The organism is Citrobacter sp. W9 (assembly GCF_026719375.1).
In the GTDB taxonomy this organism is placed as follows: domain Bacteria; phylum Pseudomonadota; class Gammaproteobacteria; order Enterobacterales; family Enterobacteriaceae; genus Citrobacter; species Citrobacter werkmanii.
In genome coordinates this window covers 66,208-91,511 of sequence record NZ_JAPPTE010000003.1, presented here as the reverse complement: position 1 = coordinate 91,511, position 25,304 = coordinate 66,208, and the positions used below count along the sequence as shown (strand labels likewise).

Here is a 25,304-nt window from a genome sequence, read left to right as displayed (position 1 = left end):
TCAATATATATTTTGTATTAATTCATTTAATCTCTGAATTAATTGTTTCATTGTTTTTCAGGAAACAGTAATGCATCGCGTAATAAATGATCATTCCCGCGACGACGCGTAAAACCAATGCGGTCAAAATATTCCAGAATCTGGATAGCCAATTTACGCCCCACGTTAAGCCTGTCGCGAAAATCGGCGGCGCAGGTCGATCCTTTCTCCTGGTCCAGCTCGCGGATCATATTGGCGAAAGACACAATGCGATCGTTACGATAATAACGATCTTTCACGATCGCAGTAATAATGCCTTGCTGCGCCGCTTGTCGTAATACCACGCGCATCATTTGCTCATCCGTCCCGGTCTGTTTTGCCAGGTCGCGCACCCACCACGGCTCATCGCCAAAAAGCGGTTCTGCTTTTTGCCAGATAGCCTGCTGTTCATCGCTGAAACCCGCCTTGTGATCCGGCAAATGCAGCCAACCGTGATGGCTATGGATAGCGCCGCTCTCGCGCATCTTTTCAATCAGCAGCAATACCAGCGCTTCATCTTCCATCGGCAACGCCATACGACGCAGGCGTTCGCGCCCTGGCCCTGGCTCATCACGGTGCTGTTCGTGATAGGTCGCCAGCGTATCGAGGACTTTTCGCTGCCAACGCGCGGCAACGGGAGCATTCAACAGGCTATACCCCGCCTGAATAAAACCATGTTGCTCAATCAACGGACGCATACCGTTACCATTGAGCTGACGCGCCCAGGCGAAGTCAGGAATATTCACCGCCCCGCGCGACAGATGCAGCGCCAGGGCGTCGCCGTCGGTGTGCGCATTTTCGAGCGCCGACAACCACTGCAGATATTCCGGTTTACGCTTTCCGCGGCGCGGTGGGTTGAGCGTGACGACGCGTGCGCCAGCCAGCGTCGTGCGGGCAGAAATATCGCGCAGCACCAGGCGGTCGTTATCGGCGAGCCACAACGGTGTATCAAACACCAGTTCCGCCAGCGTACCTTCAAGCAATGAGATGCGCCCGGTGACATGGCTGGCCGCGTGGTGAATATGTAGCGGTTGCCACTGCATCAGCGGCGCGGCATGCTCTAAAGAGACAATCACGCGGGTAAAAGCCTCTGGCGGGACATCTGAAAGCAGCCAGTCGCCGCGATTTAGCGCTTCTTTTTGCGCATCGCCGGCAATATTCAGCGCAATACGCTGCCCGGCATGAGCATGCTCAGTAGCCTGATTTTGCGCATGCAAGCTACGTACGCGCATTGGCTTGTTGACGCCCGTCAGCCACAGCGTATCACCGACATTCACTTCACCGCTGAGCGCCGTCCCGGTCACCACCAGCCCTGCGCCTTTAACCGTAAAAGCACGGTCAATCGCCAGACGGAAGCTGTGATCGCGGGCATGCTCGCGCGAGGTTAATTGCAATAAATGGTCGCGTAGTTCTTCGATCCCACGGCCTTCACTGGCGGCAGTCACAAACAGAGCCGCATCGGCAAAACCATAGTTTTCCAGCGTGGTGTGAACCTCTTCACGCACCGTATTGATGCGGTCCTCATCCACGCGATCGGCTTTCGTGAGCGCCACGGTGATTTGCGGATTGCCCGTCAGTTGCAGAATTTGCAAATGTTCACGCGTTTGCGCCATCACGCCATCATCACAGGCGACAACCAGCAGCGCGTGGTCGATACCGCCTACACCCGCCAGCATGTTGGACAAAAACTTTTCATGTCCGGGAACATCAATAAACCCCAGCACCTGCCCATCCGGCTGCGGCCAGTAGGCATAGCCGAGATCGATGGTCATGCCACGCTTTTTTTCCTCCGGCAGACGGTCGGCATTTACACCCGTAATTGCCTGTAATAACGTTGTTTTTCCGTGGTCAACGTGTCCGGCGGTTGCAATAATCATTTCAGCATCATCTCCATAAACCGGGTCTCGTCTTCAAGGCAGCGCAGATCCAGCCACATGCGGCCATCATAAATTCGCCCAATGATCGGCACGGGCAACGCACGCCAGCGGGCGGCCAGCGCGTCGAGGCGACTACCGCGCCCGTCATGTGGGGTAAAGGTCAATGCCGCGCTGGGTAACCTGTCAACAGGTAACGAACCGCTACCAATCTGCGACAGGCAAGGCATCACATTCAAAGCAAACTCGTCGCAGTAACGATCGGCAAGCTGCGCCTGTAATTGCTGGGCCTGCGTGTGGATCGCCTCTTGCGAGCGGGTGAGCTGGCGTAACGTCGGCAACTTCGCCGCCAGCGCTTCCGGATGCAGATAGAGCCGCAGCGTTGCTTCCAGCGCCGCCAGCGTCATTTTATCTGCCCGTAACGCACGTTTCAGCGGATGGCTCTGTAAGCGGGCGATCATCTCTTTTTTACCGACGATAATTCCGGCCTGTGGCCCACCCAGCAGTTTATCGCCAGAGAAACTCACCAGACTCACGCCTGCGGCAATCAGTTGCTGCGGCATTGGCTCCTGCGGCAAACCATACTGACTGAGATCGACCAGCGAACCGCTGCCGAGATCCGCCACCACAGGTACATCCAGCTCCCGGCCAATGGCGGCCAACTCTGCCTCATCCACCGACTTCGTAAAGCCTTCAATGCTGTAATTACTGGTATGCACCTTCATCAGCAGGCCGGTATTTTCATTCACCGCCTGACGGTAATCCTTCGCGTGGGTCCGGTTGGTGGTCCCCACTTCGCGTAGCGTACATCCGGCCTGACACATCACATCAGGAATACGAAACGCGCCGCCAATTTCCACCAGCTCACCGCGCGAAACGACCACCTCTTTGCCGTTAGCCGTGGCGGCCAGCATCAGCAGAACCGCTGCCGCATTGTTATTCACGATACAAGCGTCTTCGGCCCCCGTCAGGCGACAGAGTAAATCCGCCAGCGCCCGATCCCGATGTCCGCGCCCGGCATCATCCAGGCTGTATTCCAGCGTCACCGGCGTGCGCATCGCCTGCACCACCGCATCGATGGCTTCCTCGGCCTGCGACGCACGACCCAGGTTAGTATGCAGCACCGTTCCGGTCAGATTAATCACTGGGCGCAACGCGCTTTGCGATTCACGTTCCAGCCGGGCTCTGGCTTCTTGCGCCCAGTCCTCACACCATGCCGGGAGCGCGTGGGCGTCGCGAATGGCTTCTCTGGCTTCGTCGAGCATGTGACGCAGCAGGTCAACTACCCGGGTATGACCGTGGGATTCACGTAAGGCGGAGAAAGCGCTATCGCGCAATAGACGATCGATAGCAGGAAGCTGGCTGTAGAGTGAACGCATGTCGGTTGTCATGAAAGGGCCTGGCTGTTGGTGGCCCTCTCCACCGCGGAGAGGGCTATCGATATAGGAAGGATTGTATCGTGACTTTGCTCAGGCGGACATAACGTGTATCAAGCCTTTGGCGGTTCCGTACGGGCAAAACTTTCGCGTTGAAAGAGCGTTTCCACCAGTTTGACCAGACGCGGGCGGTCCACACACCAGCCGGGCGCGACCCGACGGAAATTGAGATAGCCGACAGCGCAGGCAATCGCAATGGTGGCCAGGTTAACCGTATCCGTTTTCAGCGTACCGTCCGCCAGATAGCCTTCCAGCACATCCAGACTGCGGGTGATTTTCTCCCGCTGGCGTAACAACTCTGTTTCTGACTGCTGTGCGGCGGGGCGAGCCTGTTCTCGTACCGAGACTAAACCGGCATCCATAATGCCGTCTGCCAGCGCTTCCAACTGACGCACCTTCAGCGCCGCCAGCGGTTCACGCGGCAACATAGCTGGCGCAATTTCCAGCAGCTCTATGTATTCCGCGATGATTGGAGAATCAAACCAATACTCGCCTTCATCAGTCACCAGCGCGGGCACTTTTCCTAACGGGTTATAGCGCGCCACGCCGCTATCCGCGTTGTAGGGGAGTTCATTTACAAATTCGAAGGTGATGCCCTTTTCCAGTAACAGAATAGAAATTTTACGCACAAAAGGGCTGGTATAGCTGCCAATGAGTTTCATGCCGGGTCCTTTTTGCCAACAAAAAGCTATGCCCAACGATTGGGGGGCACAGCTTAGTATGGCTCAGGTCAGCGCAAATGGCAGGTGATGACGGTCTCAATGATCCAAATAAAGGTAATGCATCCAGCTGGTCATGCGCAGCAGCACTTTACGCATCACCGACACATGAGCGAAATGGTCGGAATAGACCGCCACCTGGGCATAGATACCGTCCGGCAGCGCATCTACCTCGGCATTCGGATCCAGTTCAATGGTTGCCATTACGCCATCGGTACCCGGTACTACTGTTAAGGATTGTAATGCCCCCTGCGCCTGATAAGAACCTCCCGGCACAACGGGAAGGATACTGGTCAGCTTGCCGCTAAACACCTGGCCTGGCAGCGCGTTGAATACCACTTCGGCTTCATCGCCCGGTTCAAGACGCAGCAGTGAATTCTGGCGGAATTGCGCCACGATTTGCCGTTTTTGTTCAGGAATAAATACCATCACAGGTCGCAGAGGCAACGCGGCGGCGTAAGTCCCCGGGCGAATAAGCACCTGCGTCACGTAACCGTTGCTGGGCGCACGCACAACGGTCTGCTCAAGATTATATTTGGCTTCGGCGAGCTGGGCGCGCAGGGAGGCGACCTGGGATTGCTCACCGTTGACCATACTGTCTAACTGGCTCTGAATCTGGGTCTGTTCCGCTACTGAGCCTTTTACCAGCGCATCCTGAGCCAGATAGTTCTGGCGGGCATTGTCGATATCACTTTCGGAAAACGGGTTAACCTTCGCCTGGCTACCCTTCAAATAGCGCTGATAATCTTTATACAGGCGGTCACGTTCAGCAGACACGCGAGTGGTATTAGCGACCGCTTCCGACAGTTGCGCTTTCAAATTGTCGATGTTGTGGGTCGCGGTGACCAGGTCGGCCTGCAGCCGGTCAACTCGCGCCTGATAACGCACAGGATCAAGTTTAAATAACACTTCGCCTTTTTTAATCAGCTGATTATTTTTATCTGTTACCTCACTAACAATTCCTGTGACCTGTGGAGTGACGGGAATTGAAATAACCGCTTTTTGCGCCGTAAAGGTATACGGATGGTTATAGTTCATTAATAAGATGAGTCCCGCCACAATAAACACCCCACCTAATGCTGCGGTGGCAAGCGTCCACTGGTTTACCGGAATACGGAATATTTTAAAGATGGCCCAGGCGAATGCCACATAAGTCAGGACAATTAACAAATCCATGATTAAATCTCCGGAAAGGTGGAGTTATCGATTTTTTTATCCCCATCCAGTTTTTTTTCCAACTGGGCTATGCGCGCGGCCAGCACGGCGATTTCAGGGTCAGGTTCCTTTCCGGTCGGCGTGATGTGCGACTGCATCCCCCACCCCTTTTCGGGCTGGTAGAGCGTGGCCCAAATCCACAGGAACGGCCAAATAACATGCAACGTAAAAAGACTTACCCACCCTGCCGTATGGATAGCGTCGGCATGCGGATGGTTGCGCTTTTTAGCGATGTTATAGGGAATGTCATGGATGGCGATGATTCCGTAAAACAGAACCAGAAAAACGAAGATCAGCACGCCTAACGCGAAATAATTTAGAAACATACCTGCCTCGGATTCACGCTAATTAGAGTTTTTTTATGCCGGCAGCCGTACGCATCCTGGCTGATGCTTTGAACATAACCGCAGTTTGCGGTTTTCGCCATACCACAAAAAAAATATTTTTTCTGGTTTTAAGTTGCTTTATCTGGCAAGAAAAATGTGAGCTCCAGAACCCGTTGCAGATCACATTTGGTTAAACCGAGACAAAAATACTTTGTGAATCACATCACAAAAATTCAACAAACAGCAAATACAAAAACGTGAACAATATCACATTTAACCGCCATTTTTAGCGATTACTTGCACTGTGATGTTTTTTTGTACCGTTATTTTGTGATGAAAATCACATTAACTGACACCACACACCCTATATTTACGTGACAAACATCACATTAAAGGCCGTCGACTGGACAGTTGAACGATTCAGTGCCAGATTTCGCAGTATCTACAGGGTCCGGCTACCTCCTGCCGCTACATTAACAAACCTCGGGCTTTCAGCCTGCGCGATAGCAAACATAAGAAGGGGTGTTTTTATGTCATCCGATATTAAGATCAAGGTGCAAAGCTTTGGTCGATTCCTCAGCAATATGGTGATGCCAAATATCGGCGCGTTTATCGCGTGGGGTATTATCACCGCATTATTCATTCCGACAGGGTGGTTGCCGAACGAAACGCTGGCGAAGCTGGTCGGTCCGATGATCACCTATCTGCTGCCGCTGCTGATCGGTTATACCGGTGGTAAGCTGGTGGGCGGCGAGCGTGGCGGCGTGGTTGGTGCTATCACCACCATGGGCGTTATCGTCGGCGCGGATATGCCGATGTTCCTTGGCTCCATGATCGCAGGCCCGCTGGGCGGCTACTGCATCAAAAAATTCGATAACTGGGTAGACGGTAAGATCAAATCCGGTTTTGAGATGCTGGTGAATAACTTCTCCGCAGGCATCATCGGTATGATCCTCGCCATCCTGGCTTTCCTCGGCATTGGTCCATTGGTTGAAGGTCTGTCCAAAATTCTGGCGGCAGGCGTTAACTTCATGGTTGTCCATGACATGCTGCCGCTGGCGTCTATCTTCGTTGAACCGGCAAAAATTCTGTTCCTCAACAACGCCATCAACCACGGTATTTTCTCACCGCTGGGTATTCAGCAGTCCCATGAGATGGGCAAATCCATCTTCTTCCTGATTGAAGCTAACCCAGGTCCGGGTATGGGCGTCCTGCTGGCGTACATGTTCTTTGGTCGCGGCAGCGCTAAGCAGTCTGCGGGCGGCGCGGCTATCATCCACTTCCTGGGCGGTATCCACGAAATTTACTTCCCGTACGTGCTGATGAACCCACGTCTGATTCTGGCCGTTATCCTTGGCGGTATGACTGGCGTATTCACCCTGACCATCCTGAATGGCGGTCTGGTCTCTCCGGCTTCTCCTGGCTCGATTCTGGCCGTGCTGGCGATGACGCCAAAAGGCGCTTACTTCGCAAACATCGCTGCTATCTGTGCCGCCATGGCGGTCTCCTTTGTGGTCTCAGCTATCCTGCTGAAAACCAGCAAAGTGAAAGAAGAAGACGATATTGATGCGGCGACCCGTCGTATGCAGGACATGAAAGCGGAATCTAAAGGCGCATCTCCGCTGGCGGCTGGCGACGTGACCAACGACCTGAGCCATGTACGTAAAATCATCGTGGCTTGCGATGCCGGTATGGGTTCCAGCGCCATGGGCGCAGGCGTACTGCGTAAGAAAGTGCAGGATGCCGGTCTGTCTCAGATTTCCGTCACCAACAGCGCGATTAACAATCTGCCGCCGGATGTGGATCTGGTCATTACCCACCGCGACCTGACTGAACGTGCGATGCGTCAGGTGCCTCAGGCACAGCACATCTCGCTGACTAACTTCCTCGACAGCGGTCTGTATACAAGCCTGACCGAACGTCTGGTCGCTGCACAGCGCCACAACGTGAACGAAGAGAAAGTCCGCGATCACCTGAAAGACAGCTTTGATGAGGGTGATACCCATCTGTTCAAACTGGGTGCGGAAAATATCTTCCTTGGCCGGAAAGCCTCTAACAAAGAAGAAGCGATTCGCTTTGCCGGTGAACAACTGGTGAAAGGCGGCTATGTTGAGCCGGAATACGTCGATGCCATGCTGGACCGCGAAAAGCTGACGCCGACTTACCTCGGTGAATCCATCGCAGTACCGCACGGTACGGTAGAAGCCAAAGACCGCGTGCTGAAAACCGGCGTGGTGTTCTGCCAGTACCCGGAAGGCGTACGCTTTGGTGAAGAAGAAGACGATATTGCCCGTCTGGTCATTGGTATCGCCGCACGTAACAATGAGCACATCCAGGTCATCACCAGCCTGACCAACGCGCTGGATGATGAATCCGTGATCGAACGTCTGGCCCATACCACCAGCGTGGATGAAGTTCTGGAACTGCTGGCAGGTCGTAAGTAAGCGTTATTGCCCGGTGGCGCTCACGCTTACCGGGCCTACAAAATCCTCTCCCTTGTGGAGAGGGTTAGGTTGAGGGGAAAGCTATGCGGTCCCTCACCCCAGCCCTCTTGGGTAAAAACATTAATGAAGGTTAATACTATGAAAGCATTACATTTTGGCGCAGGTAATATCGGTCGTGGCTTTATCGGCAAACTGCTGGCGGACGCGGGGATACAGCTGACGTTTGCAGATGTAAACCAGGTCGTGCTCGATGCCCTGAATGCCCGTCATAGCTATCAGGTTCATGTTGTGGGTGAAAACGAGCAGGTTGATACCGTTTCCGGCGTCAACGCCGTCAGCAGCATCGGCGATGATGTCGTCGATCTGATTGCCCACGTTGATTTAATCACTACTGCCGTAGGTCCGGTTGTGCTTGAGCGTATCGCTCCGGCCATCGCTAAAGGGCTGGTAAAACGCAAAGCGCAGGGCATCTCTACCCCGCTGAATATCATCGCCTGTGAAAACATGGTGCGCGGAACCACGCAGTTGAAAGGCCACGTCATGAACGCGCTGGCAGATGAAGACAAAGCCTGGGTTGAAGAACATGTTGGCTTTGTCGATTCCGCCGTGGATCGCATCGTGCCGCCATCTGCTTCTGCGACCAACGATCCGCTGGAAGTTACCGTCGAAACATTCAGCGAGTGGATTGTCGACCAAACGCAGTTCAAAGGCGAGCTGCCAAACATCCCGGGAATGGAATTAACTGATAACCTGATGGCATTTGTCGAACGTAAACTCTTCACGCTGAACACCGGGCATGCTATAACCGCGTACCTCGGAAAATTGACCGGTCATCAGACCATCCGTGACGCGATTCTCGACGAGAAAATCCGCGCAGTGGTAAAAGGTGCAATGGAAGAGAGCGGCGCGGTACTGATCAAACGCTACGGTTTTGATGCCGATAAACACGCGGCTTATATCCAGAAGATCCTCGGTCGTTTTGAAAACCCGTATCTGAAAGATGATGTTGAGCGCGTTGGACGTCAGCCGCTGCGTAAACTGAGTGCAGGCGACCGTCTGATTAAACCGCTGCTGGGCACGCTGGAGTATGGTCTACCGCACGTTAATCTGGTTACCGGTATTGCTGCTGCAATGCATTACCGCAGTGAAGAAGATCCGCAGGCACAGGAACTGGCCGCGCTGATTGACGAAAAAGGTCCACAGGCCGCGCTGGCGCAGGTATCCGGTCTGGATGCCAACAGTGATGTGGTGGCGGAGGCGGTTAACGCATATAACGCGACCAAATGATAGAGAATGTGGCGCAGGTCAGCCTGCGCCCGAATGACAGATTGTCAGATATGCAGGCAATAATGGAACAAACGCAGGCCTTTGAAAATCGTGTGCTTGAGCGTCTGAATGCTGGCAAAACCGTACGCAGCTTCCTCATCACCGCCGTAGAACTGCTCACCGAGGCGGTGAATATCCTTGTGCTTCAGGTATTTCGCAAAGATGACTATGCGGTGAAATATGCCGTAGAACCGTTGCTCGACGGCGACGGTCCATTAGGCGATCTTTCGGTTCGTTTGAAGCTAATCTACGGTCTGGGCGTACTCAGCCGCCCGGAGTATGAAGATGCGGAGCTTCTGATGGCGCTGCGGGAAGAGCTGAATCACGACGGCAATGAGTATGCGTTTACCGACGACGAGATTCTTGGGCCGTTTGGCGAGCTTCACTGCGTGACGGCACTCCCGCCACCGCCACAGTTTGATACCTCAGACTCAGGTTTGCACGCCATGCAAATCCAGCGCTACCAGCAAATGGTACGCTCCACGATGGTACTTTCCCTGACCGAGCTGATTTCTAAAATCAGCTTAAAAAAAGCCTTTCAAAAATAAGGCCATGCAGGCTTATTTCTCTTCCTGCTGCGGTCGATAAAGCTGTCGATAATACGCCAGACGTTGCAGATACAGCTGCGCATTCTCCTGCGGTATTTCAGAAGGGACAACGTTGCGCGGCGGTGTTTTATTCAGATACTCACGAAAAGCCTGGCTTGAGGCCATGAAATCAACAGTCTTATCAATAAGGACCGAAACATTCTCACCTATTTTCGCCATAATCTTCCCTCCTCCATGTATTAACCACGCTTAGCCTGCGCGGTTGATCATTTAAGTTTAGGATCGGTTGGGCAATTATATTGAGGAAAACGTGCTTCGCTATCAACCCGCCAACAGAAAGCGCCATCGCCGATCTTATTGCTTAAAATTCCTTATTAATCAAAAGCGTAATATTATCATTAGCTGATTAATACTTGCGGCATTTGATTATTTATCTTCGATTTGTTGTGAAGAATCCCGCTCTGCGCGCATACTATAGGATATACATTCTATTTTTTATCAGAAGCTATCCTATGAAAGAAGTCGAAAAAAACGAAATTAAACGCCTGAGCGATCGCCTGGACGCTATCCGCCACCAGCAGGCTGACCTGTCGCTGGTTGAAGCCGCAGACAAATATGCCGAGCTGGAAAAAGAGAAAGAAACCCTGGAAGCCGAGATCGCGCGCCTGCGTGAAGTACACGGCCAGAAGCTGAGCAAAGAAGCGCACAAGCTCACGAAACTTCCCTTTCGCCGCGCCATTACCAAAAAAGAACAGGCCGACATGGGCAAGCTGAAGAAAAGCGTGCGTGGTCTGATTGTCGTCCACCCGATGACCGAACTTGGCCGTGAAATGGGCCTGAAAGAGATGACAGGCTTCGCAAAAACCGAGTTCTGATCTCCTGCCGGGCAACATCCGTTTGCCCGGTCTTTCCCGCACCGCCAATTGGCCCTACCAATTATAACCAGATCCTACCATCACCTCACATTTCATTAAAATTCGCGTACAATACCGTTGCCAATAAATAACATCTGATTAACCATTCATTGTCATTACCCCTACACAACAATATTGGCAGGGCCACTTTTACACATAATGTGACGAAGAGATGAGCAAAGACTCATTTCATTATGTCTGAGGCCCCCAGGAGACCTGCAATGAATCTCTGGCAACAGAACTACGATCCAGCCGGTAACATCTGGCTTTCCAGTCTGATCGCATCGCTCCCAATCCTGTTCTTTTTCTTCGCCCTGATTAAGCTCAAGCTGAAAGGCTATGTTGCGGCGTCATGGACGGTGGTGATTGCTCTGGCTGTCGCCCTACTGTTCTACAAAATGCCGGTCGATCACGCTCTGGCCTCGGTGGTGTACGGCTTCTTTTATGGTCTGTGGCCGATTGCCTGGATAATCATCGCAGCGGTATTCGTCTATAAAATCTCGGTAAAAACCGGGCAGTTCGACATCATCCGTTCATCAATACTCTCCATTACCCCAGACCAGCGTCTGCAAATGCTGATCGTTGGTTTCTCCTTTGGGGCATTCCTTGAAGGTGCAGCTGGCTTTGGCGCGCCGGTCGCCATTACCGCCGCGCTGCTGGTGGGGCTTGGCTTTAACCCGCTGTATGCGGCGGGGTTGTGCCTGATCGTGAATACCGCGCCGGTCGCCTTTGGCGCAATGGGCATTCCGATTCTGGTTGCCGGCCAGGTTACCGGACTGGACAGCTTTGAGATTGGCCAGATGGTCGGTCGTCAGTTGCCGTTCCTGACGATTATCGTGCTGTTCTGGATTATGGCGATTATGGATGGCTGGCGCGGCGTGAAAGAAACCTGGCCTGCGGTAATGGTCGCTGGCGGCTCGTTTGCTATCGCCCAATACCTCAGCTCGAACTTTATTGGGCCGGAACTGCCGGACATTATCTCTTCGCTGGTCTCACTGGTGTGTCTGACGCTGTTCCTGAAACGCTGGCAGCCGGTACGTATCTTCCGCTTCGGCGACATGGGCGCTTCGCAGGTCGATATGGACCTGTCGCGCACCCGCTACACTGCGGGGCAAATCATCCGCGCCTGGTCCCCATTCCTGTTCCTGACAGCCACCGTCACGCTGTGGAGCATACCACCGTTTAAAGCGCTGTTTGCGCCGGGTGGCGCAATGTACCACTGGGTAGTGAATGTTCCGGTTCCGTTCCTCGACAAGCTGGTAGCCCGCATGCCGCCAGTCGTACACGAAGCCACAGCCTACGCGGCAGTGTACAAATTTGACTGGTTCTCCGCGACCGGTACCGCGATTCTGTTTGCCGCCCTGCTGTCTATCGTCTGGCTGAAGATGAAGCCGTCCGCTGCGCTGCAGACCTTTGGCAACACGCTGAAAGATCTGGCGCTACCGATCTATTCCATCGGGATGGTGCTGGCATTCGCATTTATCTCTAACTACTCGGGGCTTTCATCAACCCTGGCGTTGGCCCTGGCGCACACCGGCAGCGCGTTTACTTTCTTCTCGCCGTTCCTCGGCTGGCTGGGGGTATTCCTGACCGGGTCCGATACCTCATCTAACGCCCTGTTTGCCGCCCTGCAGGCCACCGCGGCTCAGCAAATCGGCGTTTCGGATGTGCTGATGGTGGCGGCAAATACCACCGGCGGCGTGACCGGCAAGATGATCTCTCCACAGTCTATCGCTATCGCCTGCGCGGCAGTGGGATTAGTGGGGAAAGAGTCTGATCTGTTCCGCTTTACCGTGAAACATAGCCTGATTTTCACCTGCATGGTGGGAGTGATTACCACCCTGCAGGCCTATGTCTTAACCTGGATGATTCCATGATTGTGATGCCCAGACGCCTGTCCGACGAAGTCGCTTCTCGTGTGCGGGCGCTGATTGAAGAACAACAGCTGGAGGCGGGCATGAAGTTGCCCGCTGAGCGCCAGTTGGCCGTACAGCTCGGCGTATCGCGCAACTCGCTGCGCGAGGCGTTAGCAAAGCTGGTGAGTGAAGGCGTGTTAATCAGCCGTCGCGGCGGCGGGACGTTTGTTCGCTGGCAGCATGAAGCCTGGTCTGAACAAAACATCGTTCAGCCGCTGAAATCCTTGATGGCGGACGATCCTGATTACAGCTTCGATATTCTGGAAGCCCGCCACGCCATTGAAGCCAGTACCGCCTGGCACGCAGCCATGCGGGCCACCAGCGCCGACAAAGAGAAGATCAGACTCTGTTTCGAGGCCACGCAGAGCGAAGATCCGGATCTCGCTTCGCAAGCGGACGTGCGCTTTCATCTCGCCATTGCGGAAGCCTCGCATAACGTGGTGCTGTTACAGACCATGCGCGGTTTCTTCGACGTATTGCAGTCTTCGGTTAAACAGAGCCGCCAACGTATGTACCTTGTGCCGCCCGTATTTTCACAGCTTACAGAACAACATCAGGCCGTGCTGGACGCCATTGTCGCCGGTGATGCCGATGGCGCACGTAAGGCCATGATGGCGCACCTCAGCTTTGTCCACACCACGATTAAACAATTTGATGAAGATCAGGCCCGCCAGGCGCGTATCACCCGCCTGCCCGGTGACCCTGGTGAGAATAGCAGGGAGAACAACACATGATTATTTCAGCCGCCAGCGACTATCGCGCCGCCGCCCAACGTATTTTGCCCCCGTTCTTGTTCCACTACATTGACGGCGGCGCATATGCCGAGCGCACTCTGCGCCGTAACGTCGAAGACCTGTCAGAAGTGGCGCTGCGCCAGCGTGTGCTGAAGAATATGTCCGATCTGAGCCTCGAGACAAAGCTGTTCAACGAAACGCTCTCCATGCCCGTGGCCCTCGCGCCTGTCGGCCTGTGCGGAATGTATGCGCGTCGGGGAGAAGTGCAGGCCGCCGCTGCCGCTGACGCCAAAGGCATTCCGTTTACGCTTTCCACGGTTTCCGTATGTCCAATTGAAGAAGTCGCTCCGACCATCAAGCGTCCGATGTGGTTCCAGTTATATGTTCTGCGCGATCGTGGTTTTATGCGCAACGCGCTGGAACGCGCCAAAGCGGCGGGCTGCTCCACGTTGGTCTTTACCGTCGATATGCCTACGCCGGGCGCACGCTACCGTGACGCCCATTCCGGTATGAGCGGTCCCAACGCCGCGCTGCGTCGTTACTGGCAAGCGGTTACGCATCCGCAGTGGGCATGGGACGTGGGCCTGAATGGTCGCCCACATGACTTAGGCAATATCTCAACCTATCTTGGCAAACCTACCGGCCTTGAGGATTACATTGGCTGGCTGGCGAATAACTTCGATCCGTCAATTTCGTGGAAAGACCTTGAGTGGATCCGCGAATTCTGGGATGGCCCGATGGTGATCAAAGGGATCCTCGATCCGGAAGATGCCCGCGATGCCGTCCGTTTCGGCGCGGATGGCATTGTCGTTTCTAACCACGGTGGCCGCCAGTTAGATGGCGTGCTGTCTTCTGCTCGCGCGCTACCCGCCATTGCCGATGCGGTGAAAGGCGACATCACCATTCTGGCAGACAGCGGGATCCGTAACGGTCTGGACGTTGTGCGCATGATTGCACTGGGTGCGGATAGCGTGCTGCTGGGGCGTGCTTATCTGTACGCACTCGCAACCCACGGCCAGGCCGGTGTGGCAAACCTGTTAAACCTGATCGAGAAAGAGATGAAGGTGGCGATGACCCTGACCGGTGCGAAATCGATTAACGAAATCAGCCGCGATTCGCTGGTACAGGAGCTGGGTCAGAACCTGCCTGCTGCATTAGCGCCTCTGGCCCAGGGTAGCGCTGCGTAACACTCTCCCCCGTAAAATCGCGTTTTCTGCATGGTCGGCCTGTTCTCAGTCCGGCCATTTTTTATGCAAAAATAACGACTAGTTAACATTTGCAACCAATATATTTGACAACTTTTTATCCACCTGCCAAATGTATATACAAGCTAATACAAGGGCATTTTATACAGATACCCAAATAATTCGAGCTGCAGGAAGGCGGCAACGCAGCGAATCTCAGGAGCGTACATAAGTACGTGACCGGGGTGAGCGAGGAAAGCCAACGCACATGCAGCTTGAAGTATGACGGGTAGATAACAACCATCATAACGGGCGAGGGTGACATGGCTTATTCCGGTAAAGTGAATATCCAGCAGGCGATAGACGACAGTCCTTTTTCACGCTTTCATTGGGTGATTATTGTCCTGGGCTTTCTGGTGTTAGCCATTGACGGCTTCGATACGGCGGCGATGGGTTATATTGCGCCCACGCTCTCTGCTGACTGGGGCATCCAGAAGCAGGATCTCGGGCCTGTTTTAAGCGCCGCATTATTGGGTCTCTCATTTGGCGCATTATTGGCCGGACCGATTTCCGATCGGATGGGCCGTAAGCGCGTACTGGTCTTTTCCTGCCTGTTCTTTGGCCTCGCCAGTCTCGGCACCGCCTATGCACAGACGCTGAATATGTTAACGTTCTGGCGCTTCCTCACCGGGCTTGGACTCGGCGCTGCAATGCCCAATGCCATTACCCTGGTGTCAGAATTTGCGCCCAAACGCTGCCGTTCGATGGCAATAAACACCATGTATTGCGGCTTTCCATTAGGGGCTGCGGGCGGTGGCGTCATCTCGTCCTGGCTGATCCCCAACTACGGCTGGCACAGCGTGCTGCTCGCTGGCGCAATCGCCCCACTGACTCTCACCGTGCTGTTGGTGCTGTTCCTGCCGGAGTCGGTTAAGTATTTGGTGCACCGTGGCAAAAGCGTTGCGCAGGTGAAACGTATTGCCCAACGATTTATGTCAGGCAGTCTGGAAAAGGTCACCCAGTTTTATCTGGATGAAGACAAGGTTACGGTCAAAAAAGGCAGCGTAGCGCAGTTGTTCAGTATGCCCTGGCTGCCTGGCACGCTGATGCTGTGGCTGACCTACTTTATGGGACTGGTTATCTATTACGTACTGCTGAGCTGGATGCCCACTCTGATGTTGGGCATGGGCTATCCACTGGCGGAATCGGCCTGGTTAACTTCGCTGTTTACCTTCGGCGGTACGGCCGGGATCCTGCTGGCCGGTTGGTTAATGGATCGCTGGGAAGCACATAAAGTGGTATCACTCGGCTTTATTCTGACGATGCTGTTTGCCCTCGCCCTCGGGTTTGAGCATAACCATATCATCCTGTTCGGCGCACTGATTTTCCTGATGGGGATTACCATGAACGGTGCGCAGTCCGGGCTGCAGACGCTGGCCGCAACGTTCTATCCTACCCACTGCCGCGCGACGGGTATTGCGTGGATGCAGGGCGTGGGTCGATTCGGCGGTGTGGCCGGAACGATGATGAGCGCCCAGTTGCTTTCCCTGCAATGGCAGGCTGATAGTATCTTAATGTTCCTTAGCCTTCCCGCGCTGCTGGCTGCTGCGGCCACGATTTACAAGCTGCAACGCTATAAACCGCGCGCGCTGACCGTCGCATAGTACCCGCTGTTTCTGCTATTCTGCCCCCGTTATTAAGGGGGCAGTATGCTTAACATCGTTTTATTCGAACCAGAAATCCCGCCAAATACCGGCAATATTATCCGTCTTTGCGCCAATACCGGCTTTCGTCTGCATATTATTGAGCCAATGGGCTTTACCTGGGACGACAAGCGCCTGCGTCGCGCAGGCCTGGATTACCATGAATTTACCGCCGTGCTGCGCCACCCTGATTACGCCGCCTTCGTCGCCGCAGAAAACCCGCAGCGTCTGTTTGCCCTGACCACCAAAGGTACGCCAGCGCACAGCGCAGTAAGTTATCAGGATGGGGATTATCTTATGTTTGGCCCGGAAACACGCGGTCTGCCAGCCAGTATCCTCGACGCTCTGCCGGCCGAACAAAAAATTCGTATTCCGATGATGCCGGACAGTCGTAGCATGAACCTGTCAAATGCGGTGTCGGTGGTGGTGTATGAAGCCTGGCGCCAACTGGGATATTCTGGCGCGGTATTACGCAGTTAATTTGTGTCGGATGGCGGCTGACGCCTTATCCGGCCTACAAATACCACGTAGGCCCGGTAAACGCAGCGCCACCGGGCATGGCTCGAAATCAGATGCCATCGCCGTATTCGAACGTATGATGTATCCCGTTGAAATGCTGATCCATATCCATGGACGGCTTATCGCTGTCAGGCTTGCCAACGATGCGTGCCGGGACGCCTGCGGCGGTAGTATGTGGCGGTACGGGTTGTAAAACGACGGAACCCGCGCCAATCTTCGCGCCGCGCCCGACTTCAATGTTGCCGAGAATTTTCGCGCCCGCGCCAATCATCACCCCTTCACGAATTTTTGGATGACGATCGCCGCCCGCTTTACCGGTCCCGCCAAGCGTAACGGATTGCAAAATAGAGACGTCATTTTCAATCACGGCGGTTTCACCCACCACAATACCGGTGGCGTGATCGAGCATAATCCCACGGCCAATTTTTGCCGCCGGATGAATATCTACCTGGAAAGAAACAGATACCTGATTTTGCAGGAAGATTGCCAGCGCCTGACGCCCCTGATGCCATAGCCAGTGGCCGATGCGGTAGGCCTGAAGCGCATGAAAGCCCTTCAGATACAGAAGTGGGGTGGAATATTTGTCGACGGCCGGGTCGCGCGTGCGTACCGCCTGGATATCACAAGCCGCCGAAGCAATCATTTCGGGATCGGCCGCGTAGGCCTCTTCCACAACTTCGCGAATCGCAATGGCAGGCATGATTGGAGACGCGAGCTTATTCGCCAGCATATAGCTCAGCGCGCTACCGAGGTTTTCATGCTTGAGCAGCGTTGCGTGGTAAAAACTGGCCAGCATAGGCTCACATTCCGCCAGTGCCCGGGCTTCCGCTTTAATGTTTTTCCAGACGATATCCAGTTCTTCACACGGCATTGCGTACTCCAGAAGGTAGCAAAACGACCGACCCGTTCTTCGCGGGTCGGGTCGTTATATTCAACAGTTCCTTACAGCTAGTGGCGGCTCAGCTCATCCTTGCGTGCACGGCCTAATAACGTTAATGCTGCCTCGCGCGCATTTTTTCCGCAATACAATACTTGATAAATTTCCTCGGTTATTGGCATCTCAACACCAAAACGGTGCGCCAATTCACGAACTTCTTTCGTATTGCGGTAGCCTTCCACCACCTGACCAATCTTGTCCTGCGCACCCTGCACGTCCATCCCCTGGCCGAGCATCATGCCAAATCGACGGTTGCGCGACTGGTTGTCGGTACAGGTCAGCACCAGATCGCCTAAACCCGCCATCCCCATAAAGGTGGCAGGATCGGCACCCAGCGCCGCGCCAAGACGCGACATTTCGGTCAGTCCACGGGTGATCAATGCGGTTCGCGCATTGGCGCCAAAACCGATGCCGTCAGACATCCCCGCGCCAATCGCAATGACGTTTTTCACCGCGCCGCCAAGCTGCACGCCAATGAAATCCGGGTTGCTGTAAACGCGAAAGCTTTTGCCGCAGTGCAGCAACTGCTGGAGATCGTCAGCAAAGGTGTCGTCCGTCGAGGCCAGAGAAATCGCCGTCGGCATACCCGCCGCCAGCTCTTTGGCGAACGTCGGGCCGGAGATGACCGCCAGCGGAATAGAATCCCCCAGCGCTTCACGCGCCACATCCTGCAGCAGGCGTCCCGTTTCCGCTTCCAGACCTTTTGTCGCCCAGACCAGACGCGCATCAGGACGCATCAGCGGTTTGATGTTACGCAGCACTTCGCCAAAGACGTGGCTCGGCACCACCACCAGAATATTACGGCTGGCGGCCAGCGCAGTGGCTAAGTCACTTTCCAGGCGCAGCGTGTCGGGAAAAGGCACATCAGGGAGGAACGCGACGTTGCAGCGATCGTGCTCAAGGGTCGCGATATGTTTTGGATCATGGCCCCACAGGACAACCTGATGGCCATTTCTTGCCAGGGTAATGGCAAGAGCGGTGCCGTACGAGCCGGCACCAATCACAGTCATTGAAGCATTACTTTGGTTCATCAGGCATCCTGATGTTCTTCAGTACCTTCGCCAGCCTGCTGCTGTAAATAGTTCATGAACAGCGCATCAAAGTTGACCGGCGCAAGGTTCAGTTGCGGGAACGTACCGCGTGAAACCAGGCTAGTGATGCATTCGCGGGCATACGGGAACAGAATGTTCGGGCAGTATGCGCCGAGGCAATGCGCCATCTGAGTCCCTTCGATACCGCTGATGGAGAAAATACCGCCCTGCTGAACTTCACACAGGAACGCCGTTTCTTCGCCAAGAGCAGCCGTTACGGTGACACGCAGCACGACTTCATACACGTCATCTGCCAGTTGGGTAGATGCGGTATCAAGATCAAGTTTAACCTCTGGCTGCCAATCTTTCTGGAAAACATGTGGTGCATTTGGCGCTTCGAAAGATACATCCTTGGTATAGATACGTTGGATCTGGAAAGCCATTTCAGTGTTATTTTGTTCTGACATGTTTAGAAAACCCTTAGTGTTGTCCTTTAAATACTTTCAGTACGCCTTATCGCAGCAGGGGATCCAGTCCACCACGCGCATCCAACGCATACAAGTCGTCACAACCGCCAATGTGCTGTGCATCAATAAAAATCTGCGGAACCGTCGTACGGCCACTGCGTTTGATCATCTCTTCACGCTTTACGGCATCGCCGTCAATCGGAAGTTCCTGGAAACTCACACCCTTGCTGTTCAACAGCGCTTTTGCGCGATGGCAAAACGGGCAGGTTGCTTTGGTGTAGATCTCAATATTGGCCATGACTTATCTCCAGTGTTCTTTTTACCCTGCGGCATGAAAGAAGACGGGTAAATTACTTGCCGCGAACCAGTGGCAGATTCTCACCACTCCAGCCCGCTACGCCGTCTTTCAGTACGGATACCTGCTCAAAACCGGCTTTAATCAGCGCAGTTGCTGAATCCTGGCACTGCATGCCTGAACCATCAACCACAATCACAGGTTTGTTTTTGTGTTTTTCAAGCTCGCCAAAATTGTTGGCTTTGATTTCGCTCGGCAGCAGGTTAGTGGAGCCTGCGATATGGCCTTTGCGGAAGTCGTCGCGCTGGCGTAAATCCACAACAACGGCGTCTTCTTTATTGATGAGACGTGTAGCTTCGCCGCGAGTAATCACCTTCACTTTTGAGGTCAGGCTCTTAAACGTGGTAAATAATACAGCCGCCAGTAACGCAATCCAGGCGATACTCAAGACAGGGTGGCGACTAACAAATTGCATAATTTCTTGCATGGGGGGTAACAACTCCCGACTAGTGATTAAAAAAACCAGGAAAGGAGTATACCTGCGCGTTGGCGCAAATACAGCCAGAGCGTGCATTGGATTGCATTTTTGCGGGGCGCTACGGAAAAAAAAATGTAAATCGGTGTTCCCCCTGGCACGCGATCCCCCATTATTTGATCTTCGGGGGCTACTTTATCGATTCAGCTGTAGTAAAATTACGCAATTATTTTTTATCTATGAGTGTGAGGTTGTCGCAATGTCGGTTTCTAAAAAACCTATGGTACTGGTGATTCTGGATGGCTACGGCTATCGCGAAGACAGCCAGGATAACGCCATTTTTACTGCTAAAACCCCGGTAATGGATGCGCTGTGGGCAAAACGTCCGCATACCCTGATTGATGCGTCTGGTCTGGAAGTCGGCCTGCCCGATCGCCAGATGGGCAACTCCGAAGTGGGTCACGTCAACCTGGGCGCGGGCCGTATCGTGTATCAGGACCTTACCCGTCTGGATGTCGAAATCAAAGAGCGTACGTTCTTCGCTAACCCGGTGCTGACCCACGCGGTCGACCAGGCAAAAAATGCCGGAAAAGCGGTACACATCATGGGTCTGCTTTCTGCTGGCGGCGTTCACAGCCACGAAGATCACATCATGGCGATGGTAGAACTGGCCGCTGAACGCGGTGCGGAAAAAATCTATCTGCACGCTTTCCTTGATGGTCGTGATACCCCGCCGCGCAGCGCTGAACATTCACTGCAGAAATTCGAAGAGAAATTTGCCGCGCTGGGCAAAGGTCGCGTAGCCTCCATCATCGGTCGTTACTACGCTATGGACCGCGACAACCGTTGGGATCGCGTAGAACAGGCTTACGATCTGATGACGCTGGCGAAGGGCGAGTTCCAGTTCGCTACGGCGGTTGAAGGCCTGCAGGCTGCTTATGCCCGCGACGAGAACGACGAATTCGTTAAAGCGACCGTGATCCGTGCCGAAGGTCAGGCAGAAGCTGCTATGGAAGACGGCGATACGCTGATTTTCATGAACTTCCGTGCTGACCGTGCGCGTGAAATCACTCGCGCATTCGTTAACGCTGACTTCGATGGCTTCGCCCGTAAGAAAGTCGTTAACCTCAACTTTGTGATGCTGACGGAATACGCGGCCGACATCAAAACTGCGGTGGCTTACCCACCAGCATCTTTGGCCAACACCTTCGGCGAGTGGATGGCGAAGAACGAAAAAACGCAGCTGCGTATTTCCGAAACCGAAAAATATGCGCACGTAACCTTCTTCTTCAACGGCGGCGTAGAAGAGCCGTTCACAGGCGAAGACCGTATTCTGATCAACTCGCCGAAAGTCGCGACCTACGATCTGCAGCCGGAAATGAGCTCTGCTGAACTGACCGAGAAGCTGGTTGCAGCGATTGAGAGCGGTAAATACGACACCATCATTTGTAACTATCCGAACGGCGACATGGTTGGCCACACCGGCGTGATGGAAGCAGCGGTTAAAGCGGTTGAAGCGCTGGACCATTGCGTTGAGCAGGTAGCGAAAGCCGTTGAATCCGTTGGCGGACAGCTGCTGATCACCGCAGACCACGGTAACGCAGAGCAAATGCGCGATCCATCTACTGGTCAGGCGCATACCGCGCATACCAACCTGCCGGTTCCGCTGATTTATGTCGGTGGTAAAAACGTTAAAGCGGTCGAAGGCGGTAAACTTTCAGATATCGCCCCAACGATGCTGACGCTGATGGGTATGGAAATCCCGCAAGAGATGACTGGTAAGCCGCTGTTCATCGTGGAATAATCCCTCCCCATGAGGGGAAAGGCGATTAATACCATCACTCGGGCCGTGAAACTGCCAAAGTTTTCAGTCAGGCCCTTGTTCTACGCCAGCGCGCTTAGCGCTGGCGTATTGCTGTGCGCCTTTTCCGCCCACGCGGACGAACGCGATCAGCTCAAATCTATTCAGGCTGATATCGCGGCAAAAGAACGCGCGGTACGCCAACAGCAACAACAACGTTCCACTCTCCTCGCTCAGCTTAAAGCTCAGGAGCAGGCCATCGCCGTTGCCGCAAGGCAACTGCGCGAAACGCAAAACTCACTGGCACAGCTGAACGCACAAATCGCTGAGATGAACGCCGCGCTCGCGAAGCTGGAAAAACAGCGGGCAGCGCAAGAGCGCAGCCTGGCAGCCCAGTTAGACGCCGCGTTTCGCCAGGGTGAACACACCGGTCTTCAGCTCATCCTTAGCGGCGAAGAAAGCCAGCGCGGACAGCGTCTGCAGGCCTATTTCGGCTACCTGAACCAGGCGCGGCAAGAAACTATCGCGCAGTTGAAACAAACCCGCGAAGAGGTCGACTCACAAAAAGCCGAGCTGGAAGATAAGCAGAGCGAACAGCAGACCCTGCTGTACGAACAACGCGCTCAGCAGGCTAAGCTGGAGCAGGCGCGTAACGAACGTCAGAAAACACTGTCGGGTCTGGAGTCATCGATTCAACAGGGCCAGCAGCAACTGGGCGAAATGCGCGCTAACGAATCCCGTCTACGCAACAGCATTGCTCGCGCTGAAGCCGCGGCCAAAGCGCGCGCGGAACGGGAAGCGCGCGAGGCGCAGGCCGTACGTGATAAGCAGAAGGATGCGTCACGAAAAGGCTCGACCTACAAGCCGACCGAAAGTGAAAAATCACTGATGTCCCGTACCGGCGGCCTGGGATCGCCGCGCGGCCAGGCATTCTGGCCTGTTCGCGGCCCAACGCTGCATCGTTATGGCGAACAACTGCAAGGTGAGCTACGTTGGAAGGGTATGGTTATTGGCGCATCCGAAGGCACCGAAGTTAAAGCCATTGCCGATGGTCGCGTCATTCTGGCGGACTGGTTGCAGGGCTATGGTCTGGTCGTCGTGGTTGAGCACGGTAAAGGCGATATGAGCCTGTACGGTTATAACCAGAGCGCGTTGGTCAGCGTCGGTACGCAGGTTCGCGCCGGGCAGCCTATTGCGCTTGTGGGTAGCAGCGGCGGTCAGGGCAGGCCGGCACTCTATTTCGAAATTCGTCGCCAGGGTCAGGCGGTCAATCCACAGCCGTGGTTGGGAAGATAAGTTTTGCCTCAATTTCGTCATCTATTACTCTCTCTTGCCAGCGTGCTGGCCTTCGTAACACCTGTTTTTGCTGGCAAACTCGCCATCGTTATTGATGATTTCGGCTATCGTCCACAAACTGAAAATCAGGTACTGGCGATGCCTTCCACTATCTCCGTTGCCGTTTTACCCAATGCTCCACATGCGCGAGAAATGGCGATTAAAGCGCATAACAGTGGACATGAGGTGTTAATCCATCTGCCGATGGCGCCGCTGAGCAAACAACCGTTAGAGAAAGATACTTTGCGCCCGGAAATGAGCAGCGAAGAGATTGAACGCATTATTCGCGACGCGGTAAGCAAAGTGCCGAATGCCGTGGGGCTGAACAACCATATGGGCAGTGCGATGACTTCCAGCTTGTTTGGCATGCAGAAGGTGATGCAGGCGCTGGAACGTTACGATCTCTACTTTCTGGACAGCATGACCATCGGCAACAGCCAGGCCATGCGCGCAGCGTCAGGAACCGGTGTGAAGGTCATCAAACGCAAAGTCTTCCTGGATGATACGCAAAATGAAGCTGACATTCGTCGTCAGTTTACTCGCGCCGTCGATCTTGCGCGCCGCAACGGCTCAGCGATCGCCATTGGACACCCTCATCCTTCCACGGTGCGAGTATTACAGCAGATGCTTTATAATCTGCCAGCCGATATTACGCTGGTTCGTCCGAGCAGCCTGCTCAATGAACCGCAGGTCGATACCTCCAGACCTAACCTCACGCAACCGAATAACGGCGCACCGCGTAATCCTTTCCGCGGTGTGAAATTGTGCAAACCGAAACAGCCGTTAGAACCCATTTACGCCAGTCGATACTTCACCGTACTCGGTGAAAGCATCGCCCAAAGCACGCTGGTGCAATATATGCGCCTGCAGTGGCAGGGCTGGCAATAATCAGTCGTTAAGATCCAACGTTAAATGGGCCAGGCGGCGCGGCGTCAGTGATTTATCGCGCCACTGGCTAAAGCGGATGGCCCACAGCAGCACCTGATAACCCAGCTTAACGCTACAGATATTACTCACCATCCGTTTGAACATACCCGACACAAATACTTCAGCAATCATACGCTGGCGGATTTTTTCGTCCGGCTCTTTACGTATGCAATGACAAACGCGTAGCGCTTCGTAAATCACCTGCTGTTTGAATTCCGGGTAAATGGGAATGCGCCCGGCGTACTCATGATTCATTTTGTCGAGCAGGCGGGTAATCTTGATGTAGTGCCGCTGATAGGCGAGGTTCTTCAGCCCGGTACGCGGCAGACGGCTGACGGACGCGCCGTGCAGAAAGTATTTATACAGCGGGACTTCCGTGTAGCGCGCGCGTTTGGCGTTAAACATAAATTCCGTGGTCCAGATGATATCCTGGTGGTGCAGGCCAGACAGGAAGGTCAGCCCTGCGTCGCGGATGGTCTGATGACGGTAAACGCCCATCCAGACAACGTGCCGCCAGCGACGACTGGCTAACGCTTTGCGTAACCAATCTGGCCCGGTCATCACGCCGGTAGAACGAATTCGATCGGTAGGAATAGATGTCCAGGTTTTACCCGTCTCGGCAATACACCAATCAGCGTTGCATTGCGCAATATCCAGATTGTCCTGCAACGCCATCTTCATCAACGTTTCATACATTTCCGGATAAGCAATATCATCACCGTCAACATAAGCGATGTACTCGCCCCTGGCGACTTCCATGCCGGTATTACGCGCCGCTGAGACTCCCCCGTTCTGCTGATGCAGTAGATGAACGTGCGGATAACGATCCGCATACGCCTGTGCGAGCTGCGCAGAGTTATCCGTAGAGCCATCATTAACAATGATGATCTCCAGATTTTTCCACGTTTGCGCAATCAGCGAATCCATACACGCAATGAATGGTTCACCCGTATTGTAGAGCGGCATAATGACGCTCAATAGGCCGGGGGTATAGGTCATATCAAATCCTGCCAAACAGTATAATTAACGGCAATTTCTAACATATTTAGCGGTAATTCTTCAGAGAAAATTTCTCAAACCTTTAGCGGAAAATGCGCCTGACGAATGAGCGCAGCAAACAAAAAAAATCCCCGGAGAGTTAACGATAGTCAACATCCGGG

Annotated in this window: 24 protein-coding genes; 12 read left to right on the top strand and 12 right to left on the bottom strand. The window is 54.0% G+C overall.

The genetic code is table 11. The annotated features are described in order from the left end of the window. Positions 1 to 47 precede the first annotated feature (47 nt). The 5 genes from selB to OOJ59_RS06860 all read right to left on the bottom strand — a co-directional run bounded on the left by selB (position 48) and on the right by OOJ59_RS06860 (position 5,588). A complete protein-coding gene (selB, locus tag OOJ59_RS06880) occupies positions 48 to 1,895 on the bottom strand; it encodes a selenocysteine-specific translation elongation factor (protein ID WP_085049091.1) in 1,848 nt (615 codons plus the stop codon). Beyond that, positions 1,892 to 3,283 (bottom strand): L-seryl-tRNA(Sec) selenium transferase, encoded by a 1,392-nt coding sequence (gene selA, locus OOJ59_RS06875; RefSeq protein ID WP_159121622.1) that lies wholly within the window; start codon positions 3,281 to 3,283, stop codon positions 1,892 to 1,894. The genes selB and selA overlap by 4 nt, the downstream gene beginning before the upstream one ends. Before the next feature lie 98 nt (positions 3,284 to 3,381). Continuing rightward, positions 3,382 to 3,990 (bottom strand): glutathione S-transferase, encoded by a 609-nt coding sequence (locus OOJ59_RS06870; RefSeq protein ID WP_085049093.1) that lies wholly within the window; start codon positions 3,988 to 3,990, stop codon positions 3,382 to 3,384. A gap of 96 nt (positions 3,991 to 4,086) precedes the next feature. Then, positions 4,087 to 5,223: an HlyD family secretion protein gene (locus OOJ59_RS06865; RefSeq protein WP_038635278.1), complete on the bottom strand. Its 1,137-nt coding sequence runs from the start codon at positions 5,221 to 5,223 to the stop codon at positions 4,087 to 4,089. A gap of 2 nt (positions 5,224 to 5,225) precedes the next feature. Further along, entirely contained in the window at positions 5,226 to 5,588 is a 363-nt protein-coding gene (locus tag OOJ59_RS06860) for a DUF3302 domain-containing protein (RefSeq protein WP_069323722.1), read from the bottom strand. 530 nt (positions 5,589 to 6,118) lie between these two features. On the opposite strand from OOJ59_RS06860, the gene mtlA reads away from it, so the two are divergent. The 3 genes from mtlA (at position 6,119) to mtlR (ending at position 9,906) form a co-directional block, all read left to right on the top strand. Further along, positions 6,119 to 8,032, top strand: a complete 1,914-nt coding sequence (mtlA, locus tag OOJ59_RS06855; protein WP_079225822.1) for a PTS mannitol transporter subunit IICBA — start codon at positions 6,119 to 6,121, stop codon at positions 8,030 to 8,032. Between the two features lie 138 nt (positions 8,033 to 8,170). After that, positions 8,171 to 9,319, top strand: a complete 1,149-nt coding sequence (mtlD, locus tag OOJ59_RS06850) for a mannitol-1-phosphate 5-dehydrogenase (RefSeq protein ID WP_121529697.1) — start codon at positions 8,171 to 8,173, stop codon at positions 9,317 to 9,319. Next, positions 9,316 to 9,906, top strand: a complete 591-nt coding sequence (gene mtlR, locus OOJ59_RS06845; protein ID WP_005120486.1) for a mannitol operon repressor MtlR — start codon at positions 9,316 to 9,318, stop codon at positions 9,904 to 9,906. The genes mtlD and mtlR overlap by 4 nt, the downstream gene beginning before the upstream one ends. Before the next feature lie 12 nt (positions 9,907 to 9,918). Here the strand turns inward: mtlR and OOJ59_RS06840 are convergent, their stop codons facing one another. Further along, positions 9,919 to 10,125, bottom strand: coding sequence for a hypothetical protein (locus tag OOJ59_RS06840; protein ID WP_003827334.1), 207 nt, complete (start codon positions 10,123 to 10,125; stop codon positions 9,919 to 9,921). 293 nt (positions 10,126 to 10,418) lie between these two features. On the opposite strand from OOJ59_RS06840, the gene OOJ59_RS06835 reads away from it, so the two are divergent. From OOJ59_RS06835 to trmL, 6 genes are all read left to right on the top strand, one after another. Next, entirely contained in the window at positions 10,419 to 10,781 is a 363-nt protein-coding gene (locus OOJ59_RS06835; protein WP_038635293.1) for a YibL family ribosome-associated protein, read from the top strand. Between the two features lie 260 nt (positions 10,782 to 11,041). Then, a complete protein-coding gene (lldP, locus tag OOJ59_RS06830) occupies positions 11,042 to 12,697 on the top strand; it encodes an L-lactate permease (RefSeq protein ID WP_038635296.1) in 1,656 nt (551 codons plus the stop codon). Beyond that, positions 12,694 to 13,470 carry a transcriptional regulator LldR gene (lldR, locus tag OOJ59_RS06825; protein WP_006687599.1) on the top strand — a complete coding sequence of 259 codons (777 nt, stop codon included), beginning with the start codon at positions 12,694 to 12,696 and terminating at the stop codon, positions 13,468 to 13,470. The genes lldP and lldR overlap by 4 nt, the downstream gene beginning before the upstream one ends. After that, the gene (gene lldD, locus OOJ59_RS06820; RefSeq protein ID WP_061380913.1) at positions 13,467 to 14,657 is read left to right on the top strand and encodes an FMN-dependent L-lactate dehydrogenase LldD; all 1,191 of its coding nucleotides are present in this window, start codon (positions 13,467 to 13,469) and stop codon (positions 14,655 to 14,657) included. Before lldR ends, lldD begins: the two co-directional genes overlap by 4 nt. Positions 14,658 to 14,977: 320 nt before the next feature. Continuing rightward, positions 14,978 to 16,318, top strand: coding sequence for an MFS transporter (locus OOJ59_RS06815; protein WP_137351232.1), 1,341 nt, complete (start codon positions 14,978 to 14,980; stop codon positions 16,316 to 16,318). A 45-nt stretch (positions 16,319 to 16,363) separates the two neighbouring features. After that, entirely contained in the window at positions 16,364 to 16,837 is a 474-nt protein-coding gene (trmL, locus tag OOJ59_RS06810; RefSeq protein WP_085049096.1) for a tRNA (uridine(34)/cytosine(34)/5-carboxymethylaminomethyluridine(34)-2'-O)-methyltransferase TrmL, read from the top strand. Positions 16,838 to 16,925: 88 nt separating this feature from the next. On the opposite strand, the gene cysE is transcribed toward trmL, so the two are convergent. The 5 genes from cysE to OOJ59_RS06785 form a co-directional block, all read right to left on the bottom strand. After that, positions 16,926 to 17,747, bottom strand: coding sequence for a serine O-acetyltransferase (gene cysE, locus OOJ59_RS06805; protein ID WP_016154965.1), 822 nt, complete (start codon positions 17,745 to 17,747; stop codon positions 16,926 to 16,928). A gap of 77 nt (positions 17,748 to 17,824) precedes the next feature. After that, positions 17,825 to 18,844, bottom strand: a complete 1,020-nt coding sequence (gpsA, locus tag OOJ59_RS06800) for an NAD(P)H-dependent glycerol-3-phosphate dehydrogenase (RefSeq protein ID WP_008786462.1) — start codon at positions 18,842 to 18,844, stop codon at positions 17,825 to 17,827. After that, positions 18,844 to 19,311, bottom strand: coding sequence for a protein-export chaperone SecB (secB, locus tag OOJ59_RS06795; RefSeq protein WP_038635313.1), 468 nt, complete (start codon positions 19,309 to 19,311; stop codon positions 18,844 to 18,846). The genes gpsA and secB overlap by 1 nt, the downstream gene beginning before the upstream one ends. Before the next feature lie 46 nt (positions 19,312 to 19,357). Beyond that, positions 19,358 to 19,609 (bottom strand): glutaredoxin 3, encoded by a 252-nt coding sequence (grxC, locus tag OOJ59_RS06790; protein ID WP_003024152.1) that lies wholly within the window; start codon positions 19,607 to 19,609, stop codon positions 19,358 to 19,360. A gap of 52 nt (positions 19,610 to 19,661) precedes the next feature. Next, on the bottom strand, positions 19,662 to 20,093 hold the full coding sequence (locus OOJ59_RS06785; RefSeq protein ID WP_003024148.1) for a rhodanese-like domain-containing protein: 432 nt from the start codon (positions 20,091 to 20,093) through the stop codon (positions 19,662 to 19,664). Positions 20,094 to 20,340: 247 nt separating this feature from the next. On the opposite strand from OOJ59_RS06785, the gene gpmM reads away from it, so the two are divergent. The 3 genes from gpmM to OOJ59_RS06770 are packed head-to-tail and all read left to right on the top strand — an operon-like array spanning position 20,341 to position 24,105. Further along, entirely contained in the window at positions 20,341 to 21,885 is a 1,545-nt protein-coding gene (gene gpmM / locus OOJ59_RS06780) for a 2,3-bisphosphoglycerate-independent phosphoglycerate mutase (protein ID WP_069323718.1), read from the top strand. A 33-nt stretch (positions 21,886 to 21,918) separates the two neighbouring features. Next, the gene (gene envC, locus OOJ59_RS06775) at positions 21,919 to 23,178 is read left to right on the top strand and encodes a murein hydrolase activator EnvC (RefSeq protein ID WP_233638112.1); all 1,260 of its coding nucleotides are present in this window, start codon (positions 21,919 to 21,921) and stop codon (positions 23,176 to 23,178) included. A gap of 3 nt (positions 23,179 to 23,181) precedes the next feature. Further along, on the top strand, positions 23,182 to 24,105 hold the full coding sequence (locus tag OOJ59_RS06770; protein WP_160955366.1) for a divergent polysaccharide deacetylase family protein: 924 nt from the start codon (positions 23,182 to 23,184) through the stop codon (positions 24,103 to 24,105). Here the strand turns inward: OOJ59_RS06770 and OOJ59_RS06765 are convergent, their stop codons facing one another. Beyond that, positions 24,106 to 25,143, bottom strand: a complete 1,038-nt coding sequence (locus OOJ59_RS06765; protein ID WP_160955367.1) for a glycosyltransferase — start codon at positions 25,141 to 25,143, stop codon at positions 24,106 to 24,108. Positions 25,144 to 25,304: the final 161 nt, after the last annotated feature.

What these genes read in the sequence shown, in the direction of transcription:
- OOJ59_RS06840 (WP_003827334.1), bottom strand. Translation starts at nt 10,125, where the DNA reads ATGGCGAAAATAGGTGAGAATGTTTCGGTCCTTATTGATAAGACTGTT.
- gpmM (WP_069323718.1), top strand. Translation starts at nt 20,341, where the DNA reads ATGTCGGTTTCTAAAAAACCTATGGTACTGGTGATTCTGGATGGCTAC.
- selA (WP_159121622.1), bottom strand. Translation starts at nt 3,283, where the DNA reads ATGACAACCGACATGCGTTCACTCTACAGCCAGCTTCCTGCTATCGAT.
- lldP (WP_038635296.1), top strand. Translation starts at nt 11,042, where the DNA reads ATGAATCTCTGGCAACAGAACTACGATCCAGCCGGTAACATCTGGCTT.
- OOJ59_RS06835 (WP_038635293.1), top strand. Translation starts at nt 10,419, where the DNA reads ATGAAAGAAGTCGAAAAAAACGAAATTAAACGCCTGAGCGATCGCCTG.
- cysE (WP_016154965.1), bottom strand. Translation starts at nt 17,747, where the DNA reads ATGCCGTGTGAAGAACTGGATATCGTCTGGAAAAACATTAAAGCGGAA.
- OOJ59_RS06870 (WP_085049093.1), bottom strand. Translation starts at nt 3,990, where the DNA reads ATGAAACTCATTGGCAGCTATACCAGCCCTTTTGTGCGTAAAATTTCT.
- gpsA (WP_008786462.1), bottom strand. Translation starts at nt 18,844, where the DNA reads ATGAACCAAAGTAATGCTTCAATGACTGTGATTGGTGCCGGCTCGTAC.
- OOJ59_RS06865 (WP_038635278.1), bottom strand. Translation starts at nt 5,223, where the DNA reads ATGGATTTGTTAATTGTCCTGACTTATGTGGCATTCGCCTGGGCCATC.
- OOJ59_RS06815 (WP_137351232.1), top strand. Translation starts at nt 14,978, where the DNA reads ATGGCTTATTCCGGTAAAGTGAATATCCAGCAGGCGATAGACGACAGT.
- mtlD (WP_121529697.1), top strand. Translation starts at nt 8,171, where the DNA reads ATGAAAGCATTACATTTTGGCGCAGGTAATATCGGTCGTGGCTTTATC.
- secB (WP_038635313.1), bottom strand. Translation starts at nt 19,311, where the DNA reads ATGTCAGAACAAAATAACACTGAAATGGCTTTCCAGATCCAACGTATC.
- mtlR (WP_005120486.1), top strand. Translation starts at nt 9,316, where the DNA reads ATGATAGAGAATGTGGCGCAGGTCAGCCTGCGCCCGAATGACAGATTG.
- lldD (WP_061380913.1), top strand. Translation starts at nt 13,467, where the DNA reads ATGATTATTTCAGCCGCCAGCGACTATCGCGCCGCCGCCCAACGTATT.
- grxC (WP_003024152.1), bottom strand. Translation starts at nt 19,609, where the DNA reads ATGGCCAATATTGAGATCTACACCAAAGCAACCTGCCCGTTTTGCCAT.
- mtlA (WP_079225822.1), top strand. Translation starts at nt 6,119, where the DNA reads ATGTCATCCGATATTAAGATCAAGGTGCAAAGCTTTGGTCGATTCCTC.
- OOJ59_RS06860 (WP_069323722.1), bottom strand. Translation starts at nt 5,588, where the DNA reads ATGTTTCTAAATTATTTCGCGTTAGGCGTGCTGATCTTCGTTTTTCTG.
- OOJ59_RS06785 (WP_003024148.1), bottom strand. Translation starts at nt 20,093, where the DNA reads ATGCAAGAAATTATGCAATTTGTTAGTCGCCACCCTGTCTTGAGTATC.
- trmL (WP_085049096.1), top strand. Translation starts at nt 16,364, where the DNA reads ATGCTTAACATCGTTTTATTCGAACCAGAAATCCCGCCAAATACCGGC.
- OOJ59_RS06765 (WP_160955367.1), bottom strand. Translation starts at nt 25,143, where the DNA reads ATGACCTATACCCCCGGCCTATTGAGCGTCATTATGCCGCTCTACAAT.
- selB (WP_085049091.1), bottom strand. Translation starts at nt 1,895, where the DNA reads ATGATTATTGCAACCGCCGGACACGTTGACCACGGAAAAACAACGTTA.
- lldR (WP_006687599.1), top strand. Translation starts at nt 12,694, where the DNA reads ATGATTGTGATGCCCAGACGCCTGTCCGACGAAGTCGCTTCTCGTGTG.